This is a genomic window from Pseudomonas sp. yb_9, assembly GCF_043103635.1.
Classification (GTDB): Bacteria; Pseudomonadota; Gammaproteobacteria; order Pseudomonadales; family Pseudomonadaceae; genus Aquipseudomonas; species Aquipseudomonas monteilii.
Window position 1 is genome coordinate 1 of sequence record NZ_JBICKA010000024.1, and the last position, 19,618, is coordinate 19,618.

The following is a 19,618-nucleotide window of genomic DNA, read 5'->3' on the forward strand; positions in this document are numbered from 1 at the left end:
AGGAGTCGCCATCAATCTGCCCTTACGTCGAAGGAAGAGCGCGAGGCCTAAGTGATCTTCGAGCTGAGTTAACAAGCGGCTGACGGCCGATTGGGACAAGCCCATACGGGTAGCAGCTCCGATGGTAGAGCCCGTTGTCATGATGGCTTGAAAAGCTTCGAGTTGTTTGAGGTTCACAAGATACTCCGAGGTTTCTTACCAACTAAACGCATAGCCTCATGCGTATTACTCATAACGTTGTTGCCGATTCCACGACGGGTTAGTGTCCGCCGCATGAGTGAATCCCGTCCAGCATGACGCTGCGTAATCTGCGATGGATAGTACTGGGTCGCTCCATTTTGATGCTGCCAAAAATCACAATACACAGCAGAGATTTCCGATGAACACCCTCACAACATCGCGCACACTCGCGTGTGCAAGCGTCATTGCTAGCTTGTTCCCCAATTTTGCTGAAGCAGACTTCTTCAAAGACTCCGAGGGCCGGCTGGCTCTGCGAAATTACTATTTCAATGATGGATTTCGTGATGGGGGCGAAGATCGCAAAGAGTGGGCGCAGGGTTTTCTGCTCAAGCTACAGTCAGGTTACACCGAAGGACCTGTAGGCTTTGGTTTGGAGGCACTGGGACTTTCAGGAATCCGGCTCGACTCAAGCGCTAAGCATGCGGGGACAGGCCTTCTGCCGGTCCACGACGATGGTCGGGCAGCTAGCGAATATTCGAGTCTTGGCATTACCGCTAAGGCCAAATGGAATGACCTTTTGGTCAGTGGTGGCACTCTCCTCCCCAAAATCCCCGTCCTGGTTTACAACGATGGTCGACTACTACCTCAAACGTTCCGAGGTACCCAAGCGGAGTACACCGGTGTTGATCGGTTGTACCTTCAAGCTGGGCATCTAGACAAATTCAAAGCCCGAAACTCTACCGATAGCGTCGATATATTTCCTCAGGGATATTCCGGAGGTGGCGGTACGGACTTTGATTTTGCGGGGATGCGCTACGACCTCACCAAACAGCTCAGTTTTAGCAGCTACTACGGGGAACTTCGGGATTTCTACCGCCAACAATTTTTCGGGTTGGTTTACACACTGCCGCTTGGCCCAGGCAAGCTAACTAGCGATCTACGTTACTTTATCAGTGATGATGCTGGCGCAGCCCGTAATGGTGTAGTTGATAGCGATATGTTTAGCGGTTTACTCAGTTATCGTCTGGGTGGCCACACGTTCAGTGCTGGATATCAAAAGGTTGATGGCAGCACCGCACTTCCGTACGTGAGCGTAAGCACGGTCTACTCGTTCAGCAATGCTAGCGTTGGCAAATTCATTCAGCCCGGAGAGCGGACCTGGATGGCGAGGTACGACTACGATTTTACTAGCATGGGAATTCCTGGACTGAGCTTCATGACCCGCTACTACAAGGGCGAGGATGGGGTCTATCGTGGTCAGGAAGCCCGGGAGCACGAGTCCAATACGAACCTGAAATATGTGATCCAGGACGGGCTCTTCAAAGGTGTGGGGGCTGAGTTTCGATATGCAGTGGCCAGGAGCACGTACAGCAGCGACCGGGATAACTACCGCTTGTATCTGACGTACGACATTGCATTGTGGTGATAGCTTCAAGTTCCCCTTGAAGCCGTCATCTAAAGGCAGCTCCCGCAGTCGGGAGCTGCCTTGTTAACCTACTCCCCCTTTTTGTGCTTGTGGGGTTTCAGGTCCGGATGGTCCTTCTGCTTCTCAGGCGTGACTCGCTGCCTTTTATCCGGAGTGCCATCTTCGTTAGTTCGTTTAGGGCCTGGCTTGATGCTCATGCGAGATTTCCTTTATCGCTTGGGTTGGTGGGTGCTGCTATGTAGTTAGTCCAGCTTCTTATAGCTGTCAAAGCGGACGGGAGCAGAAGCACTTGGCATCCCAGAGGGGCCATCCTACTTCGTGTCTTAGAGGCCTGAGTAAGAGCCTCCTGGCAAGGGCTTGCACGGGGCAGTGAAATCCAAGGCTGAGCGGTACGAGGACGTCTGGACATTCATCATCCCGAGCACTGTGTGAAACAGGTTGTCGTGGCTAAGAGGTGAGCTTGCTTGAGCTTTCAAACAGCCGACGTTGAGCCTTTCACTCTTCGCAAGAGAATCGGACATCCAAAGCACCAATGGCACCTTGGTTTGCTCTTCAGGAGCCATCGCATAAGGCAGCCCATGCAGGTAGAGCCCACCCTCACCCAGTGATTCTCCGTGGTCAGAAACGTACAGGAGCCCAGTGTCGAATTTGGTGTTCGCTGCCAGGATGTCGATCAGCCCGGCTGTAACGTAGTCGGTGTAAAGGATCGAGTTATCGTAGGCATTGAGCACTTCCTGCTGCTTACATTTGTCGAGCTCGTTGGTCTCGCACACCGGCGCGAATTTCTTGAATTGCGCGGGGTAGCGCTTGTAGTAGGCCGGGCCATGGCTACCTTTGTAGTGGAGCACCAGGACAGCATCGCCTTCTTGACGCTTGATGAAGTCTTGCATCTCCGAGAGCAGCACCCCGTCCTTACACTCCTCGCTGGTGCAAAGTTGGGGATCCGCGTGAGAGGCAGCCTTGTGGTTGGGAACCCTGTCGCAGGCCCCTTTGCACCCCGAGTTGTTGTCAGTCCACATGACACTAATGCCTGCGCGTTGAAGCACGTCGAGCAGCCCTTCTCGGCTCTTGGCCAAGCCATCTTTGTACTCGGCCTTACCCACATCCAGGAACATGCATGGCAACGAAACTGCGGTGGCGGTGCCGCAGGAGCTGACGTTGGAGAAGCTGATGACGTTGCGTTTTTCCAGCTCCGGGTTCGTTTCACGGGTGTAGCCATTGAGGGAGAAGTTGGCGGAGCGGGCGGTCTCTCCTACAGCCAGTACCAGCAGCCTAGGTTTACGGGCCGCCCCCTGTCGATTAACTACCGCATCAGTTCCAATGGCCGTCAGCGTTTTAGGTGTGGCCAGCTGGCGCTTCAGGTAACCATGGCCAGCCGCAAACAAGTTGGTGGGTACCAGGATCAGTCGGATCTCCCGATTGTTGCGCAGCAAGGAGGCATATGACTGGTATTGACTCAGCACGATGCCAGACAAGGTCAACAGAGCGAGCGACAGAGCAATGACCCTGCTGACCAAAGCTCTGGCCCAAGGCTTGCGCCGGAGGGGAACCCGGGAGATCAGGTAGACGGGCAACACCCCAACCATTGCGACCCACAGACCGAGCTTCCAATTCAGCAGCTCGGTTGCCTCAGCGACGTCTGTCTCCACAACGTTGGTGAACATTGTGTAATCGATCACGATGCCATAGGCATTCATGAAGTAACTCGCAAAAGCCGCGCTGATCAGTACGAGACATAGAAAAGGTTTGGTCAGCCGCGCCCATGACAGCAAGCTCAGAACCGTAAACACCCATGCGAATACTATGACTGGGAGGCTAGCTGCTAGCAGCCAGTTCACTTCATCGGTTTTGAATACCAGCTTCCAGAGCACGCTCCAGAGCTCAGCATTCGCGAATAGCAGCAACCAAAGAGTTACCAGCCCAATGAGCAGATTAGTGCTGATGCCTTCCTGTCGGGCAGTGCGAATAGCAAAGATCCATTTACTTAACAGGGTGTGAACAATGGATTTTGAAGGTGTCATTATCAAACTCTGAGAGGCTGCTTATCCATGCGTTAGCTGTGGAGTTAGCGGGAGCTGCTTGGCAAACCATCGACAGATGCTGAGCGATTGCGCAATGTGCGGAGCGCCAGAGGCCTTAGGGCCTAGGCGTTGGAGACGCTTAGAATGTGTGAGGCATAGGGACAAAAGAGAAATAAATCTCGCTGAGCGCATTATTTCCGGCGCCTGATAACGACACGATGACCTCGTGATTACAATGCTGACAGAAATGCAATAACTGCTGTTTTAATTGCCATCGACCAGGCTATGATAAAAATTAGGGCGACACCATCTATTAAACGCAGAGCACCGCTCAGCTAGATAAATTTAATTTCACAAACAAAACGGCTTCGTTTTGACGTAGGCTAATTTTGAACTTTCACTTTAACTTACAAGTCTTTCTCGCGAGCAGAACATTCTTTTCAACTTTTGCTCGTTAATATGTCACCCATCAATGAGGGGCGAATACCATGAGCTTTTTCAAAAATATCCTGGGCGGGCACCATGGCCGTGGAAACCACGGTGGAGGCAAGCACCACAGCGGGGGACATGGGGCCGAGCAATACGATCGCCATGGCCGGCAGCAGGGCTGCGACGGCGGCAACCAGGTGTATGACGGCGGGCGCCATGCCACTCCAGCCCCCATTAAAGATCTGCAGGGCTGCAGGCAGTGCCGGACGGCCAACGATCCGTCAGCACGCTTTTGTCTAAACTGCGGAACACCACTATCGAGTGGTTGCACCGCCTGTGGCTCGTTGCTGAGCGCAGGAGCAAAATTCTGCAGTCAGTGTGGCCAAGCGACGCTCTAACGATAGGCAGACAGGAAGGCCAACGAGACCACAACCCTGCGCAAGGAGAAATACGTGGGTTCAAATCATGACCATGGCAGCGCTGCAGTACGCGAGGGGCATCAGAAGAAGCTAATCATGGCGCTCGCCTTGACTGGCAGCTTCATGATTGCAGAAGTGATCGGTGCGTGGATTACCGGCAGCCTGGCGCTGCTGTCTGACGCATCCCACATGTTCACAGATACTGCCGCCTTGGCGATCTCACTGATTGCACTTCAGATAGCCAAGCGCCCGGCGGATCAGAAAAGAACCTTCGGCTATGCGCGCCTGGAGATTCTGGCTTCGACGTTCAACGCCGTGCTGCTCTTCCTGGTGGCGATGTACATCTTGTACGAGGCCTACCAGCGCTTTTTCATGCCGGCGGAGATCGCTACCGGGGCGATGATGTGGATCGCAATCGCCGGCCTGATCATCAACCTAATCTCGATGCGCCTTCTGGCATCTGCGAGCAACGAGAGCCTTAACGTCAAAGGCGCCTACCTCGAAGTTTGGAGCGACATGCTCGGCTCGCTAGGCGTAATCATTGCAGCACTCATCATCCGCTTCACGGGCTGGACCTGGGTCGACACGATTGTCGCTGTGGCAATCGGACTTTGGGTACTGCCGCGGACGTGGCAGTTGCTTCGCGAAAGCCTGGGGATTCTCATGGAGGGTGTGCCGAGGGGGCTCGACGTTACGGCAATCGAGGCCACCATCCGCGGCGTAGATGGGGTCACGGACGTTCATGACTTGCACGTCTGGGCCGTCAGCAGTGGCAGCAACGTGATGACGTCGCACGTAGTGGTACGGGATTCTGCAGATGGGTATGCTGTGTTGGCGGCCGTCGTGGATGCTGTCAGCGATGGATTTGAAATCCATCACTGCACCATCCAGATCGAGCGGGCAGCTTTCCACGAGAGCGTTCCCTCGCCCTCGCACTGATCGATCGGTAAACACCATGCAGACACATCCCCTTCCTGGCTGAGGGGGATGTTGTAGAAGAAATGCGATGAGGGATGGCGTAAACGGCAGGAGCACTTCGAGAGGGGTTGGAGAATGGCTTCACCTCCCCCGTCCACAATCCCCAGAAGGTTCAGCGATGGCTTGGATCATCACGAAGTACCTACTCACTGCCGGAATAGTGATTCTCGTATCAGAGCTGGCGAAACGCAGTGACAAGCTGGGCGGCCTGGTCGCCGCCCTACCCCTGGTCACTGTCTTGACGCTGGTCTGGCTCTATTTGGAGAACCAGAGCATGGAGAAGATCTCCAATCATGCTTGGTACACGTTCTGGTACGTGCTTCCTACACTGCCGATGTTTATCGCGTTCCCGTTGCTGCTACCTAAGCTCGGCTTCTGGCCGACCCTTATCAGCAGCATCCTCATCACAATGGCCAGTTTCGGATGTTTCGCCGTACTGCTGCGCCGGTTCGGCATTGAGCTTCTATGATCCGGCGACCGCAGACATCATCTTGATGAGCCTTAACGGCTGTTAATACACTCGCCCTTCACCAGGTAGCGAACCATGTGCAGCTCGCCTTTCGAGTCTTCGTAGGTCATCATACTTCTTACATTACCGCAGTACCGCACGCTGGGTGATACATACACCAACTTACCAACGTCAAGGTCCATACCGTAGGCATAGTCTTCAAGTTGAGGCATGGGCTTTTTTACGCGCTGAGCATAATCCGCAGTAGCCTCTCTAGCAGAACGCTCAATGCGTTGGTTTATTTCCATACCGCTTTGTGCATTGGCTGTTAGTGATGTGAAGAGCATAAACACGGCGATCGCTGATACAGTAGTGTTCATAAGAAGTCCCTTAATAAAAAAGCGCCCGTAGGGGGGCGCTAAAATTCACCTACCAAAGGAGCGTATGGTTTACAGGTGAATGCATTGACGAGAACAACTGCCCGCTGCTCTTGCCAAGCTGCTTTGAAATGAGACAATTTCCAAAGCAGCGATGCCTCTTCCGCTGCCCTTAAACTAGCAAAGGAGGCTAACACCAAGATGATCGCGCAATTACAATTTGGACATGTAATAGATTGTAAGGTAATTATTCGGGAGACTACTGAGCCACCAAGTGAACTAATTCGCAGAAAGGCGTAGCAGTTCGCGGCCGTGCATGGGGACTGCCTGCGTGGCGCACTCGATGCAAGGCCAGCGCCAGTCTCTGCAAGCTGGCGACCGAAATACTGCCTGTCATGGCCGATTCCGCCTGTCAGGCGAAGCTGTCATACACCGTCGCAGACCCCAGAATCCGCTAAGCTCAGAGCTGGAGCCTGCATGACTGTCAGAAATCTTGCGGCTACATTACAAATTTGTAGGATTTCGCCGCGGCCAGCTTCTTCGCGTTAAGATTCAAGCGTCCTCAGGTGACCCGGCGTATGGACAGAGGTAGCGACTACCACATGCCATACCCTCAGCCTATCTTTCGAACAGCCTGCAACCATAATCTTGGCGGATTAGGCCAACTCCTTCCTCACACCTTGAGATAAGTTATGCGCGTTCTAGTTGTGGAAGACGAAATTAAAACTGCCGAATATCTTCAGCAGGGCCTATCCGAAAGCGGGTATGTCGTAGATATCGTGCACAACGGTGTAGATGCCCTGCACTTGTTCAACACTAATGTCTATTCGTTGGTCCTTCTGGACGTGAACCTCCCCGGTATCGACGGCTGGGACCTGCTGGAAACCATCCGTAAGACCAGCCGGGTCCGCATCATCATGCTGACCGCCCGCGGACGCATCAATGACAAGCTCAAGGGCTTGGACGGCGGCGCGGATGACTACCTTGTGAAGCCATTCGAATTCCCTGAACTGCTTGCTCGCATCCGTTCGCTGCAACGCCGTGGTGATGAGTTGGTCGAGAAGAGCTCGCTGAAAATTGCGGATCTGGAACTCGACTCCGTCCGCCATCGCGTCTTCCGCGGTGGCACACGCATCGATCTCACCACCAAGGAATTTGCGCTTCTGCACCTGCTCATGAGCCGAACGGGCGAAGCGCTGACTCGTTCCCAGATCATCTCGTTGGTCTGGGATATGAATTTCGATTGCGACACCAATGTCATCGATGTAGCCATCCGGCGCTTGCGCTCGAAGATCGATGACCCGTTTGAAACCAAGCTCATTCACACGCTTCGTGGCGTTGGGTACGTTTTTGAGGAACGCGCATGAGGCCATTCAGCCTGGCTGCAAAGCTGGGGTTAAAAGTTGGGTTGATGAGCGCAGCGTTGCTGCTTCTGTTCGCCACCTTTGGCTATCTGATGGTAGGTAAGGCTCTGGAAAGAAATGCCCGAGCGGACCTGGAAGTAAAGATGGCGGGGATGGCTCACAACCTGTCCACCATCCCGGATATCTCCGGCGTCAACGCAGATGCACATCAGCTTGTCGATTTGGTCATGGGCCACAACAACCTGTATGTGAGCATATTCGATACCTCACAGAATCAGACTCCTCTGCTCTCGATTGGCTCGAAACAGGTCAATCTGGAGGTGCACAAGTTTCAGCCGGCGGCCCAGCCTAAAGAGCATGAATGGCGTGATACGCAGGACCGTCCTCTGCTGAGTGCTTCTCGGATCATGCGCTTGGGCGATGGAACAGAGGTCAGCGTCTATATGACCATGGACCAGTCATCCAGTGAGGCACTGCTTGATGCGTTGCTGACTTGGGCCTTGATGATGTCCCCCGTCATCCTCGCACTGATCTTGGCCATTGGCTGGTGGACCGTGCGCAGAGGCCTGCTGCCGCTGACCAAATTCCTCAAGGTGGCGTCAAAGATCTCAACGGAGAGCCTCGACCATCGTCTTCCGACTGATGGGATGCCGGCAGAACTCAAGAAGCTCGCCGACGGCATCAACATCATGCTGGCTCGCCTGGATGATGGCGTTCAGCAGCTCTCGCAGTTCTCTGACGACCTTGCCCACGAACTTCGAGCACCGCTTTCCAACCTGATGGGCAAGGCCCAGGTTGCCTTGACCAGAGAAAGATCGCTTTCCGAGTACCGGGAGGTTCTAGAGTCGTGCACAGAAGAGTTGGACCGCATGAGCCGCATGGTTTCCGACATGCTGTTCTTGGCCCAGGTCAGTCACCCTGCGTCCATGGTGGAGTTCGAACCGGTGTCCCTGGTCGACGAGGTTCAGCGCGTATGCGACCTCTTCAGCATTTCGGCAGAGGAAGGCGAGATCCAGCTGCAGATTTCTGGGAGTGATGATGTGGTACGCGGGAACCGCCTGATGGTTCAACGGGCCGTCTCAAACCTCGTGTCGAACGCGATCCGCTACTGCCCTCGCGGCCGCACGGTCTACGTGAAGGTGCAGCATAGTGCGAGCGGTACGACCTTGAGTGTCGGCAACCCCGGCCGCGGTATTGCCAAGGAACACCATGCGCACTTATTTGAGCGGTTCTACCGTGTGGACAAGAGCCGAGCACGGAGCGAAGGCGGTACCGGTCTTGGCTTGGCCATTGTGCAGTCGATCATGAGCCTGCACCAAGGGTCGGCGAGCGTGGAGGTGACCGAAGAAAACTTCACCTGGTTCCACCTTCACTTTCCCGCAGCCCAGCAACTGCAGCCAGCAATGACCGCCGCTTAAACCGCGCAGACATGATTAGGCCCGTCCATCGACGGGCCTTTTTGTTTGCTCAATGCATCAGTGCCGGAGGACCACAGGGTCCATAGGCGACCGCAGAATCACCGACTTGATGATCTTCTGCTCGTCAGGATTGGCGTTCTTCCACAGGTGTGAGAAGTACTGAGCATTCACTTTCTCTTGAGCACTTACGCTGCCGGCGGCATCGATCAGGCGCATGGTCGAGTAGACACAGATCAGCGCCAGAATGAAGAACGACGTGGCGACCACCATCACATAACGCTTGGCCAGCACCGGTGCCCGCTTGAGCTCCTGGATAGAGGCGTCCGCCGCCTTTGTCGCTGCTGTAAGCTCCGAGATCAGTGGCTGGATGGCGGTGTCGACTCCGCGGCATGCAGCTGAATACGCTGATGCAGCGGCGCGCAAGGCAACCTCCTCCGCGTTCGACCAAGCCTTCTCCGCCTTTCGCACCTCCTCCTGAATCTGCCGGCCGACAGCGTCCACCTGCTCCACCAGTTCGTTCGACCTCTCCAGAACAGCGCTGGAGGTCCGCGTCTGCGAGGTCAGCTCATCGAGCTGGACAGTGAGTTTTTCAGTGCAGCGGCGAAAGTCACCGATAGCAACTGCCCAGGGCTCTATGTCATTCATGGCTATCTCCTAGGGCGGCCAACAACGCCGCGCTGAATTAACGCGCTAGATATCAAAATTGTAATTTAAGAGAAAATTCTTAGTCGCCCTCGACAGTGCCGAGATAGACATGATCCTTCCAGATTTGAGGATTTAACGCATCCTGCCTGCCGCCAAAATTACGGAATTGTAATTATTGACTCACCTTGTCGTTAGCTTCGCGTTCCTAAACTACAAACCAACAAAGGCCGCTAATCAGGCAGGCCTAGTATGAACCGAGGTTCACAATGAAATTTGTCAAATCTATCGCTATTGGCAGCCTGCTGCTGGGTCTCATGGGTACCGCTTACGCTGAAGGTGGCTTCGAGCGAGCGAAACAGTTCAATGAAAACTTCCGAACCGAACAGGCTCGCCTATGGAGCGATGACTCTTCGGACCAGAACAAACAACAAGTCGCTCAAGAGCAAAAGAAAGAAAGCAAGGATGGTAAGGAACAAGCCGACAATTAATCGGCGGTTAAATAGGACTTCAAATGACGAAAGAAATCGACAAAAAAGCCAGGATAAAACCTGGCTTTTTTGTGCTTGGAATTTAGCCTTCGTTCTTGCGAGGCGTTTCCGCATTGCTTTCTCCAGCCAGACCCTCGGCACCTTGTACGGTACGTTTCCAATGGCACAGCATGAGCTGGCTGGCGTTCGCTTCGGTGATCGCTGTACATGCTAGATCAGCGGGCAGACCATCCTTGCTGTCTCGCAAGCGCCTGGACAGATAGAACGAGCCATCCTGCGGCCACTTGGCAGGATCCTTGATGTTCTCGGACTTTCCGCTGCTGTAAAACTCCGACGAGTATGAGCGGCGGCCAGGATAGATCAGGGGAGCGGAATGAGCAGACTGCACATTGAGCCAGGCTTGAACCACATCTCGCTGATTCTGAGGTCGCTCCTCAAGTACCCCGGCGTAGATGATGCCCGCACCGATGATTGGTAACACCAATGCACTCGCCGCGGCAGCCCATGTAGTCTTCGGGCCAACATCGCTGATCCGTCCGGATAGCAGCAATGCCCAGGCTGGCAGCGCAGGTAGCAGGTAGGTCCACAGAATGTTGCCTGCAAATGTGAAGAAGACCGGTGTCGCCAAGGCCCACAGCCAGAGGTAAGCCTCGAAGCGCTGCATTGATTCACGCTTGCGGATCAGTAATGGTAAGAAAAAGGCCCACGGCAGTAGCGACAGTCCGAGCTGGATCCAGATGGTGCCATATGGCTTGGCATGAGCACTGCCGTATAGGTCGCCCGCCCAGTTACTGACGACGTAGCGGCTCCAGTGCTCACCAACGAAGAAGTACTCCATGAAGCCGGGCGTTTTCATCTCGGCCGCGACATACCAAGGCACGGATATACCGAACATGAGTACAAGGCCGCTGATCCAGGGAAGCCTCAGTACCCGTCCCCATTCCTTGTAGATAACGAACCAGGCGAATGCCGGCGCCCCCATAAGCACTAGGGTCAGAGGGCCTTTGGCAAGCAAGCCCAGCCCGAGACCTGCGAACATCAGGTAGGCATCCGCCTTGCTGGCGCACTTCATCCAACGCCAGAAACCGTAGCTGGCCAGCAGAATCGAGAACGACAAAACAGGGTCGGTCAGCACGACACCGCTGGAGACTAGGCCAAGGGTGGTGCTGGAAAAGATAATGGCGGCCCAGATGCCGGCGTTACGGGAAATCTGCTGCGTGCCGAGTTTGATGATGATGAAACAGCTTGCCAGGTGCAGCAGCCACGCCGGGAAACGCGCAGCGAACTCGTTAACGCCGAAGACCGTCATGCTTGCGGCCTGGGTCCAGAAGGACAACGGTGGCTTGCCCCAGAACGGTACCCCGTAGTCGAACATGGGCGTGATCCAGTCATTCAACTCGACCATCTTGCGAGCCATTTCAGCGTAGCGAGCCTCCGATGTGTCCATCAGTGGATAGATGCCCAGCCCCACCAAACGCAAGAGCAAAATCGAACCCAGGATCCACCACAGCGTCCGCTCGTTTTTCAGGCTCAGCATTTCTTACCCTCGATCGAGGCCATCGAAGGGTGGAGTGACACGGGATCCGCCTTGCTGCTGTGCTTCAGGAAATAGAGAGGCCGGCGCTTCACTTCCGCGAGTGTCACGCCCAGGTACTCCCCCACCATGGCGACACCGACGCACATGAATGAAGCCATTCCGACGATCAGGTGATGGATGTCGAAACTTCCTGCCACAAGCGACGCAAGCATGTAGCAGATGCTGGAGACGAAAAGACCGAAACTGATGAGGCTGAAAATGCGCAGCGGTTTGCGAGAGAAGCTGACGATGCTTTCGATGGCCAGATTGAACAGGCCAGCTGCATTCCACTTGGTGCTGCCGGCATGGCGAACGGTGCGATTGTAGGGCAGCTCGATGGTACGGAAGCCTACCCAGCCGATCATGCCTTTGAGAATCCTGGAGCGTTCGTCCAGCGCCCGCAGTGCTGCCAGCGGCGCAGGCCCAATCAATCGGAAATCGCTGACATCGGCCGGCATGTCCACCTTCTCCACCAGGCGCTGCATGACCCAGTAGTAAGCCCGGGCACTCATGCGCTTAAACCACGAATCACCGACTCTCAGGTTGCGTTGCATGTTCACCACGTCGTAACCGCGTTGCCAGTGGTCCACCATGGCCGAGATGAGCTCTGGTGGGTCCTGCAGGTCGACATCGATGAAGATCAGCGCACTGCCACGGGCATGGTCTATCCCGGCGCTGAGTGCAGCCTCTTTGCCGAAGTTGCGACTCAGGGACAGACAACGTACAGATGACCCATCCTGATAGTGGCGAAGAATGTCGGCCGTTCGGTCGTTACTGCCATCGTCGATATAGAGGATTTCGCAGGAGACGGGTAAGCGCTTCACGACGCGGGTGATCCGCTGGTGGAACTCGGGGATGGTTTCCTCTTCCTGGAAGCAAGGGACGACGATGGTTAACAAGGGATCAGGGCGCTCGGGAAAGCGATGTAATGTCTGCATGATTGAATGTCCAAAAACGATGTGCAATGAATCCAAGTGCAGTGAGGCTTAAGGTCACTACAAGTTGGGAGATGAGCGGTGACAGATTCGACTTGATGAGGAACCACATACCCACGCCATTGCCGAAGTTTGTGGCTAACGCGACCAGTGCAAACCTGACAGGCTGAAACTTACGAGAGCCATCTGACACAAAGCAGAGCGCCCTATTTCCAATAAAGCTTGCGATAGCGCCAACCATGCCTCCACAGATACTGGCTAGCAATGGAGTAGATAATTCTGTCGTAACCAGCACTAGGAACACCGCATAATGGATTCCCGTTGCTATGAAGCCGATCCCCAGATAACGAATCAGTAAGGTAGTAAGAGGTAGGGTTTGATTTTCCATGCCCAAAGCCTATGGAGGCAAAGGTGAAAAAAAAGTGAACCAAATGTAAATGCGTAATTGGCTAAATTTAGATCTGCCAAGTAATGAAATTGGCGCGCTAGGCTAGCACGCTACAATATCAGCAAGATTGCTCGAAAATTACGCTTTCGAAATAAAACCTTCCGATAACGCATGCATGACCTGCGGATTACAATGCTGACAAGATAAGGAAATGCTGGGTGGCATTGAGATAGATTCCCCGAATTAAGGGGGACCCAATGGTTACACAAAATGAAACATTTACAAGCAGCGTTGTTCCTTACAGTCCTGACATATTGGATGATCTGCCAATTGATGATCAGCTGGCCGTAGAGTTTTTCGCAACAGCACGTTGTGCCAGTTTCAAACAGGCTGCCCGGGGGCTCAATGTGCCAGTGGTAGGCCTTCGGAAACGCTTGGAGAAACTGGAAGAGCACATTGGTGCTCCCGTGTTTGTATACAAACACAACAAGCTTGCCCTGACCCGCACTGGCGAGAGGGTCAGCCATTACCTGTGCCAGCTCTTCGGCCCAGACGGCCTTGGCAAGTCCGGTGAAAAGGAAGTCCCCAGGCTTACCATCGCGATCACGGAGCCAGTGTTGAGCGACATCGTAAACCGCGATCTAGTCGCCTACGTGCGCGATCATGCCGAAATGCAGCTTGAAATCCATTCAGAGTGCACAACGCAGATGCTCTCTGAGTGTGAAGTCGATGTGGGTATCGCTTTCGTGAGCCCAGATGATGAGGGCGCGTTTGATCGCCATCCTACGTATAGGTTTGAACGGCTTGGCCGGATTGGGCACTCGCTGTTCATTTCCAGCCGCTACTCAAGAAGCGTCACCCTTCCAGTGCAGAGCCTGGATTTGCACAACTTCATGCTCGTTATCCCTTGGGATGAAGAGATTTTGGCGGGCTCACGAAAGTGGGCATCGATAATGGCTGAGCATCAGGGCGGTACCACTCGGGTAAAGAACTATAACTTATCCCGTGGCCTTGTCGTAGGAGGCGCGTGTATCGGTGTGCTGCCCGACTATAGTCGAAAGATGGAGAGGAATATTCTGCCGGTGCCGGGTTTTTTGGACGATCTGGAGGAGAAAGATGTCTATCTTGTTATCAAAACCAAGCTTGCCCGCAACCCGCACGTTCTGGAAATCCGTAGATTGATCAAGAAGAGCTTCTTTGATAAGAAGGACTGGCTTGTTCGGTAACAGTTTTGTTAGGTTTCAAACTCTCCTGTTAACACTACAGAAACACAACTGTCATATTCGCTTGCAATCTAGTCAGAGTGCTTAGAACAAAGGCATCTTGTTACAGCAGGTGACAACCGTGGCCTGCTCCCATCTGCAAGATAAATTTAGGCCGACGAAGGGCGAAATACAACGTCGGTAGCTAAGCACTTAACATACGAGAGGCAAGCAATGATCCGTTCTTCGAACATGCGGGAAAAGCTGTTGGCTGCCGCAATAATAGGCACATTTTCCTCGCAAGCATTCTCCGGAACAGTAACCACTGACGGAGCTGACATCGTTCTGAAGACCAAGGGCGGTCTTGAAGTATCGACTTCTGACAAGGAATTCAGTTTCAAACTGGGCGGTCGCGTTCAGGCCGACTACGGCCGTTTCGATGGTGTCTTCACCAAGAATGGCGATACCGCTGACGCCGGCTACTTCCGTCGCGCCTACCTTGAGCTCGGCGGCGTTCTGTACCGCGACTGGAAGTATCAGCTCAACTACGACCTTTCCCGCAACACGGGCAACGACTCCGACGGTTACTTCGACGAGGCCAGCCTGACCTACACCGGTTTCAAGCCCGTCCAACTGCGATTCGGTCGTTTCTACACCGACTTCGGTCTTGAGAAAGCCACCAGTTCGAAGTGGACCACTGCCATGGAGCGGAACCTCTCGTACGACCTGGCGGACTGGATCAACGACAACGCCGGCATGGGTGTTCAAGCCACCAGCACCATCGCTGACATGGCTTATGTCTCCGGTAGCGTTTTCAGCGAAACCAACAACAACTCGGATGGCGACAGCACCAAGCGCTACAACGCACGTGCCGTGTTCGCACCGCTGCACAGTGATGGCAACGTCCTGCACGTCGGTGCTCAGTACGCTTACCGCGACCTCAAAAACAGTGCGGTCGATACCCGGATTCGTTCGCGTCTTGGCGTTCGCGGTGTAGATACCAATGGCGGCGGCGATGCCGGCACCAACGGCAACCGCATGCTGTTTGGCGGTGCCGCCGCACAAGATGGCCTGTGGAAGGACGATTCGGTCTGGGGTCTCGAAGGTGCCTGGGCCACCGGCCCGTTCTCGGTGCAAGCGGAATACCTTCGCCGCAAGCTGAAAGCTGACCAGGCCAACAGCGACATGAAGGCCTCTGGTTACTACGCCCAGATGGCTTACACCCTGACCGGCGAGCCGCGTATCTACAAGCTCGACGGTGCCAAGTTCGACACTATCAAACCAGAGAACAAGGAACTGGGGGCCTGGGAAGTTTTCTACCGCTTTGACGATATCAAGGTCGAAGACGGCAACCTGGTCACCGCAGCGGATCAATCGAACGAGCGCAAGGCCAAGAGCCACACTGTGGGTGTGAACTGGTATGTCAACGAGGCAGTGAAACTCAGTGCCAACTACATCAACGTGCGTACTGACAATAACGAGAACACCGTGGGCGACGACAGCGGCAATGCAATCGTGACCCGCCTGCAATACGTCTTCTGATCCCTCTCATCAGTCTGACGTGAGAAAGCCGGAAGCGCTCAATGTGCTTCCGGCTTCCCTGTTTCTGACGTGATCGAGCTTGGAGCGTCCTCCTCCTACCTGCTCTCGCTCACCTGATGACCTCTCTTGCCAAAACTCGGCGAATCTGGTGTGATTGCCGCGTCGGGTTTTGCATGGTGGCCGTGCAAGCAAACCAAACCTGACTCCTACTCATGATTGAACCTGATTCGACGTCCAGCTTCGCGTCTAACGGCCCTACAAGCGCAGCTACCCCAACGTCGCTCATTAGGGGATAGTCATGTCTGCCAAAAAGCTGCTTCAACCTCTCGCTGCTCAGCTGCACGCCTCATTCTCGGCTTCCGGTCGCCCGTACGCTCACCAGCACATTCACCAGTTGCTCCACGCTGCCATTGGCTCCGTCTCCCCAGAAGTTGACTCCCAAGACAATCTGCCAATCCAGGTATGCCGTGACAGCGACAGGCAGTACAACCTCTACGAGACGATTGAGCGGGCGAAAAAGTGCTTGGGATTGACCGATCTTCAAGCAGTCGGCGTGGCTGAAGAAGTCATCGAAGTACTACGAGCTGCAGGGATAGGCGTGAACCAGGTTCGCCTGCTCCTCGACCCCTCCTTCACCTCGAAGACTCGTAAAAAGGCATTCAAAGCCCTTTGCAAGAATCTGGATCTGAACGAGCTCGGCGATCGATTCGTCCCGAAAACGGCGACGCTGGCCATTGCGGCGGGTATGGCACCGCCTCCGAAAATCACGTGGAAAGATCGCTTCGCACTGGCTGCAGATTTCCCTATACGGGGACAGAGCCAGCTCGTCGAAATGGTGACTCGAAGCGAGTGCTATCTGTGGGTATTTCCGCCGACTGATCATCAAGCTACGGCTTCGGCGAGTCACGACCGCTATTTCGGTGAACAGACCCATCCGAGCGCTGAGATGGGCATGGGGTTCACTATCATCGATTCCGGATCGACCCGCCCTAAATTTCCGATGCTCTCCAAACAGCCGGAAGAGACCTTCATCCAGTATTCACTTTCGGCGCCGATGTGGTTCTGGCGCGCACAAAGTAACACCTGGCGGCTGGGAAACATCCTGCGCTCCAAGATCCTTGACGGGGCTCCTTGGCATAACGAGCCCTTGAGCGATGTGCTGCCAGGTGGTCTGAAGTCTCTGCCGCGGATTTATGGGTGCACCACCTGCCAAACGCTGTTCGTCGAGAAACACAGCGGCTATCCGGATGTACCCACTCAGTGCCAATGCGGTGAGGCGAGCAGCACGCGTGACCAAAACGAGTCACCTGCTCTCAATAGCTGATTTTCCTTACGGTGGCGGGCTATGCCCCCCGTTAGGGATTGGCTATGGGAGCGGGATTCGCTCACCCCAAACCTGAAGGCGCCGCCATCTAACCGAGCGATATGAGCTGAATGCTCGCGGAGTAGATATGCAGAACAGTACCAACAAACAAGACACCCTGGCGGCGATCAATGCACTTGTGGAGATTGCGTATGATCAGGGATTTGCGAACGGACAAGGGGTCGGCAATCAAGTCGGTTTCGTAGCCGGTGTCATGAGTCTCAAAGCTGCGTTGGCCTGCGGCTTAAGGCACGGCTCACCTGAGTGTGGGAAGGCCCTTGAAAGCCTCAAGCGCATCGGGATCGACGAGTGAGAAAAGTACGGGTCGTGCGCTGATCGCGCACGACCCGTACTTCTACTTCAAGTCATTTCCCTGCTTAGCTTCATGATTGAAGCTCAGGGATCAGGAGCTTCTGCGGTAGGCCAACAACCGCAAGGCGTTGAAGACGACCAGCAGTGTGGAGCCCTCATGGATCGCAACGGCGGCACCAATGCTCAAGCCCATGATGGTAGACGGAACCAAGATGGCCACAATCCCCAAGCTGACGAACAGGTTCTGGCGGATGATCGATCGCGTGTGACGGCTCAGCCCCACCGCAAATGGGAGTTGCCTGATGTCGTCAGCCATAAGCGCGATATCAGCCGTTTCCAGGGCGACATCAGATCCGGCAGCCCCCATTGCGATGCCAACGCTCGAATTGGCCATGGCAGGGGCATCATTCACGCCGTCACCCACCATGGCCACCCTGGCGCTGAGGCGCAGGTTCTTGATGGCCTTGACCTTGTCTTCCGGCATTAGGTCTCCCCACGCCTCATCTAAGCCAACTTGTTTGGCTACCGCCTCTGCAACGCGGTTGTGGTCCCCAGAAATCATGACCATGCGGTCGATGCCCATCTCTCTGAGTTTCTGGAGTGCCTCTTTGGCACCCTCTCGGGGTGTGTCCAATAGCCCGATAGCGCCCAGATCCTTGTCAGCGCGACGTACCACCATGGTTGTGCGGCCCGACTGACGCAGACGCTCCGCAGCCTCCAAGGCTGCCTTGCTCAGTGCGGGAATACCATTGGTACCGAACATCTCGACCTTGCCAATCCAGACGAACTGCCCATCAAGCTCGGCACGTACGCCGCGGCCAATCATGTTGCTCATGTTCTTGGCTTGCAATCGGCGCCGTGTGCCAATCATCTCTTCACCGTCACGCACAATTGCCGCAGCCAGCGGATGGTCGCTCATCGACTCCACAGCGATGGCGACGTTTAGTAGATCCTCGATCTGCGTGCCGCCTACCGGTATTACATCGGTGATGCGTGGGCGCCCTTCGGTCAGGGTACCGGTCTTGTCGAATGCCATGGCATTCAAGGAGCCGAGCTCTTCAAGCGGTGCACCGCCCTTGATCAGCACGCCACCTCGGGCTGCCCTGGCGATGCCAGATAGAATGGCGCTTGGTGTTGCGATCGCCAGCGCGCAGGGGCTGGCTGCAACCAGTACGGCCATCGCCCGGTAGAACGAGTCACGGAACGGCTCATCAAGGAAAATGCCGGCAAATAGCAGCCCGACTACCAGCAGCAAAACCAACGGGACGAATATGCGTTGGAAGCGGTCCGTGAATCGCTGGGTCGGTGACTTCCTGACTTCGGCTTCACTGACCATCTTGATGACCCGCGCCAGGGTACTTTCCGTAGAGCGCCGTGTTACCTCAACCTCGATGAGCGTTTCGCCATTGATGGTACCGGCGAAGACTTTCGAGGCTGCATCCACTGCATCTGGCTTGCTGCGTGCGAGTTCGGCATCAGGGACAGGTTGCTTGTCCACGGGGACGCTCTCACCGGTTACTGGCGCCTGGTTGATACTTGAGGAGCCCACTACAACAAAACCATCGGCCGGTAGGCGGTCATTGGGGCGCACGATGACAACGTCACCGGGAACCAGCAGCTCCACAGGCATTTCCAACGTGCCATTTGCTCTGCGTACGATCGCGGTGGCTGGTGCGAGCTTGGACAGTGCCTCAATCGCTTTCTTGGCCCGCCCCATCGCGTAGCTTTCAAGGGAATGCCCCAGACTGAACAGGAACAGCAGCAGAGCCCCCTCCGCCCAGGCGCCAATGCTCGCGGCACCGGCTGCGGCGAGAAGCATCAGCGAATCGATCTCGAAGCGTTTCTGGCGGATGTTGCTGATCGCTTCCTTGGTGGTGAACCATCCACCGAACACATAGGCCGACACGTACAGAATCAGGGGCAGTCGATCAATCAGGTCAAGTTGTCCTGCGAGAGCTCCGGCACCCAGGAGGGCACCACAGATCAGCGCGAAAATCAGCTCCGTGTTCATGCCAAAAATGCCGCCATGCTCATGGCTATGACCTTCATGCCCAGCTTGGTCATCAGGGCGTTCAAGCAAACTCTTCATAACTCGTCCCTTCTGGGG

General features: G+C 55.0%; 20 protein-coding genes. 11 read left to right on the plus strand and 9 right to left on the minus strand.

All coding sequences use genetic code 11. The annotated features are described in order from the left end of the window. A partial coding sequence (locus tag ACF8MI_RS05105) for a LysR family transcriptional regulator (protein ID WP_392517397.1) occupies positions 1-177 on the minus strand: 177 nt, incomplete at its 3' end. A 202-nt stretch (positions 178-379) separates the two neighbouring features. On the opposite strand from ACF8MI_RS05105, the gene ACF8MI_RS05110 reads away from it, so the two are divergent. Continuing rightward, entirely contained in the window at positions 380-1,606 is a 1,227-nt protein-coding gene (locus ACF8MI_RS05110; protein WP_009682006.1) for an OprD family porin, read from the plus strand. A gap of 323 nt (positions 1,607-1,929) precedes the next feature. On the opposite strand, the gene ACF8MI_RS05115 is transcribed toward ACF8MI_RS05110, so the two are convergent. Both ACF8MI_RS05115 and ACF8MI_RS05120 read right to left on the minus strand, forming a co-directional pair. Beyond that, positions 1,930-3,627, minus strand: a complete 1,698-nt coding sequence (locus ACF8MI_RS05115; protein ID WP_003253466.1) for a phosphoethanolamine transferase — start codon at positions 3,625-3,627, stop codon at positions 1,930-1,932. A 440-nt stretch (positions 3,628-4,067) separates the two neighbouring features. Then, entirely contained in the window at positions 4,068-4,274 is a 207-nt protein-coding gene (locus ACF8MI_RS05120) for a hypothetical protein (protein ID WP_003253464.1), read from the minus strand. Between ACF8MI_RS05120 and ACF8MI_RS05125 the strand changes: the two genes are divergently transcribed. The 3 genes from ACF8MI_RS05125 (at position 4,254) to ACF8MI_RS05135 (ending at position 5,922) form a co-directional block, all read left to right on the plus strand. After that, positions 4,254-4,454 carry a zinc ribbon domain-containing protein gene (locus tag ACF8MI_RS05125; protein ID WP_223255137.1) on the plus strand — a complete coding sequence of 67 codons (201 nt, stop codon included), beginning with the start codon at positions 4,254-4,256 and terminating at the stop codon, positions 4,452-4,454. The two genes, ACF8MI_RS05120 and ACF8MI_RS05125, sit on opposite strands and share 21 nt — an antisense overlap. A 54-nt stretch (positions 4,455-4,508) precedes the next feature. Next, on the plus strand, positions 4,509-5,414 hold the full coding sequence (locus ACF8MI_RS05130) for a cation diffusion facilitator family transporter (protein WP_392517396.1): 906 nt from the start codon (positions 4,509-4,511) through the stop codon (positions 5,412-5,414). 157 nt (positions 5,415-5,571) lie between these two features. Further along, positions 5,572-5,922, plus strand: coding sequence for a DUF3147 family protein (locus ACF8MI_RS05135; RefSeq protein WP_003253461.1), 351 nt, complete (start codon positions 5,572-5,574; stop codon positions 5,920-5,922). Between the two features lie 32 nt (positions 5,923-5,954). On the opposite strand, the gene ACF8MI_RS05140 is transcribed toward ACF8MI_RS05135, so the two are convergent. Further along, positions 5,955-6,281 (minus strand): DUF2790 domain-containing protein, encoded by a 327-nt coding sequence (locus tag ACF8MI_RS05140; RefSeq protein WP_003253458.1) that lies wholly within the window; start codon positions 6,279-6,281, stop codon positions 5,955-5,957. A 689-nt stretch (positions 6,282-6,970) separates the two neighbouring features. Here ACF8MI_RS05140 and ACF8MI_RS05145 point away from each other — a divergent pair. Continuing rightward, on the plus strand, positions 6,971-7,645 hold the full coding sequence (locus ACF8MI_RS05145; RefSeq protein ID WP_003253457.1) for a heavy metal response regulator transcription factor: 675 nt from the start codon (positions 6,971-6,973) through the stop codon (positions 7,643-7,645). Next, positions 7,642-9,060 (plus strand): heavy metal sensor histidine kinase, encoded by a 1,419-nt coding sequence (locus ACF8MI_RS05150; RefSeq protein ID WP_009682005.1) that lies wholly within the window; start codon positions 7,642-7,644, stop codon positions 9,058-9,060. The genes ACF8MI_RS05145 and ACF8MI_RS05150 overlap by 4 nt, the downstream gene beginning before the upstream one ends. Before the next feature lie 57 nt (positions 9,061-9,117). Here ACF8MI_RS05150 and ACF8MI_RS05155 read toward each other — a convergent pair whose 3' ends face one another. After that, positions 9,118-9,705 carry a hypothetical protein gene (locus ACF8MI_RS05155; protein WP_003253452.1) on the minus strand — a complete coding sequence of 196 codons (588 nt, stop codon included), beginning with the start codon at positions 9,703-9,705 and terminating at the stop codon, positions 9,118-9,120. 266 nt (positions 9,706-9,971) lie between these two features. Between ACF8MI_RS05155 and ACF8MI_RS05160 the strand changes: the two genes are divergently transcribed. Next, positions 9,972-10,193, plus strand: coding sequence for a hypothetical protein (locus ACF8MI_RS05160; protein ID WP_003253450.1), 222 nt, complete (start codon positions 9,972-9,974; stop codon positions 10,191-10,193). Between the two features lie 82 nt (positions 10,194-10,275). On the opposite strand, the gene ACF8MI_RS05165 is transcribed toward ACF8MI_RS05160, so the two are convergent. The 3 genes from ACF8MI_RS05165 to ACF8MI_RS05175 are packed head-to-tail and all read right to left on the minus strand — an operon-like array spanning position 10,276 to position 13,092. Next, complete coding sequence (locus tag ACF8MI_RS05165; RefSeq protein WP_003253448.1) at positions 10,276-11,730, minus strand: glycosyltransferase family 39 protein; 1,455 nt, start codon at positions 11,728-11,730, stop codon at positions 10,276-10,278. Continuing rightward, positions 11,724-12,707, minus strand: coding sequence for a glycosyltransferase family 2 protein (locus tag ACF8MI_RS05170; protein ID WP_003253446.1), 984 nt, complete (start codon positions 12,705-12,707; stop codon positions 11,724-11,726). Before ACF8MI_RS05170 ends, ACF8MI_RS05165 begins: the two co-directional genes overlap by 7 nt. Then, entirely contained in the window at positions 12,673-13,092 is a 420-nt protein-coding gene (locus ACF8MI_RS05175; protein ID WP_003253444.1) for a GtrA family protein, read from the minus strand. The genes ACF8MI_RS05170 and ACF8MI_RS05175 overlap by 35 nt, the downstream gene beginning before the upstream one ends. 257 nt (positions 13,093-13,349) lie before the next feature. Between ACF8MI_RS05175 and ACF8MI_RS05180 the strand changes: the two genes are divergently transcribed. From ACF8MI_RS05180 to ACF8MI_RS05195, 4 genes are all read left to right on the plus strand, one after another. After that, positions 13,350-14,318 carry a LysR family transcriptional regulator gene (locus ACF8MI_RS05180; protein WP_009682003.1) on the plus strand — a complete coding sequence of 323 codons (969 nt, stop codon included), beginning with the start codon at positions 13,350-13,352 and terminating at the stop codon, positions 14,316-14,318. 210 nt (positions 14,319-14,528) lie between these two features. Beyond that, a complete protein-coding gene (locus tag ACF8MI_RS05185) occupies positions 14,529-15,836 on the plus strand; it encodes an OprO/OprP family phosphate-selective porin (RefSeq protein ID WP_003253440.1) in 1,308 nt (435 codons plus the stop codon). Positions 15,837-16,134: 298 nt separating this feature from the next. Next, the gene (locus ACF8MI_RS05190) at positions 16,135-17,160 is read left to right on the plus strand and encodes a hypothetical protein (protein WP_003253439.1); all 1,026 of its coding nucleotides are present in this window, start codon (positions 16,135-16,137) and stop codon (positions 17,158-17,160) included. 127 nt (positions 17,161-17,287) lie between these two features. Further along, entirely contained in the window at positions 17,288-17,512 is a 225-nt protein-coding gene (locus ACF8MI_RS05195) for a hypothetical protein (protein WP_003253436.1), read from the plus strand. Positions 17,513-17,602: 90 nt separating this feature from the next. On the opposite strand, the gene ACF8MI_RS05200 is transcribed toward ACF8MI_RS05195, so the two are convergent. Then, a complete protein-coding gene (locus ACF8MI_RS05200) occupies positions 17,603-19,600 on the minus strand; it encodes a heavy metal translocating P-type ATPase (protein ID WP_009682002.1) in 1,998 nt (665 codons plus the stop codon). Between the last annotated feature and the right edge of the window lie 18 nt (positions 19,601-19,618).

What these genes read in the sequence shown, in the direction of transcription:
- ACF8MI_RS05190 (WP_003253439.1), top strand. Translation starts at nt 16,135, where the DNA reads ATGTCTGCCAAAAAGCTGCTTCAACCTCTCGCTGCTCAGCTGCACGCC.
- ACF8MI_RS05195 (WP_003253436.1), top strand. Translation starts at nt 17,288, where the DNA reads ATGCAGAACAGTACCAACAAACAAGACACCCTGGCGGCGATCAATGCA.
- ACF8MI_RS05170 (WP_003253446.1), bottom strand. Translation starts at nt 12,707, where the DNA reads ATGCAGACATTACATCGCTTTCCCGAGCGCCCTGATCCCTTGTTAACC.
- ACF8MI_RS05120 (WP_003253464.1), bottom strand. Translation starts at nt 4,274, where the DNA reads ATGGCGCCCGCCGTCATACACCTGGTTGCCGCCGTCGCAGCCCTGCTG.
- ACF8MI_RS05175 (WP_003253444.1), bottom strand. Translation starts at nt 13,092, where the DNA reads ATGGAAAATCAAACCCTACCTCTTACTACCTTACTGATTCGTTATCTG.
- ACF8MI_RS05115 (WP_003253466.1), bottom strand. Translation starts at nt 3,627, where the DNA reads ATGACACCTTCAAAATCCATTGTTCACACCCTGTTAAGTAAATGGATC.
- ACF8MI_RS05160 (WP_003253450.1), top strand. Translation starts at nt 9,972, where the DNA reads ATGAAATTTGTCAAATCTATCGCTATTGGCAGCCTGCTGCTGGGTCTC.
- ACF8MI_RS05185 (WP_003253440.1), top strand. Translation starts at nt 14,529, where the DNA reads ATGATCCGTTCTTCGAACATGCGGGAAAAGCTGTTGGCTGCCGCAATA.
- ACF8MI_RS05180 (WP_009682003.1), top strand. Translation starts at nt 13,350, where the DNA reads ATGGTTACACAAAATGAAACATTTACAAGCAGCGTTGTTCCTTACAGT.
- ACF8MI_RS05135 (WP_003253461.1), top strand. Translation starts at nt 5,572, where the DNA reads ATGGCTTGGATCATCACGAAGTACCTACTCACTGCCGGAATAGTGATT.
- ACF8MI_RS05200 (WP_009682002.1), bottom strand. Translation starts at nt 19,600, where the DNA reads ATGAAGAGTTTGCTTGAACGCCCTGATGACCAAGCTGGGCATGAAGGT.
- ACF8MI_RS05140 (WP_003253458.1), bottom strand. Translation starts at nt 6,281, where the DNA reads ATGAACACTACTGTATCAGCGATCGCCGTGTTTATGCTCTTCACATCA.
- ACF8MI_RS05155 (WP_003253452.1), bottom strand. Translation starts at nt 9,705, where the DNA reads ATGAATGACATAGAGCCCTGGGCAGTTGCTATCGGTGACTTTCGCCGC.
- ACF8MI_RS05145 (WP_003253457.1), top strand. Translation starts at nt 6,971, where the DNA reads ATGCGCGTTCTAGTTGTGGAAGACGAAATTAAAACTGCCGAATATCTT.
- ACF8MI_RS05110 (WP_009682006.1), top strand. Translation starts at nt 380, where the DNA reads ATGAACACCCTCACAACATCGCGCACACTCGCGTGTGCAAGCGTCATT.
- ACF8MI_RS05150 (WP_009682005.1), top strand. Translation starts at nt 7,642, where the DNA reads ATGAGGCCATTCAGCCTGGCTGCAAAGCTGGGGTTAAAAGTTGGGTTG.
- ACF8MI_RS05165 (WP_003253448.1), bottom strand. Translation starts at nt 11,730, where the DNA reads ATGCTGAGCCTGAAAAACGAGCGGACGCTGTGGTGGATCCTGGGTTCG.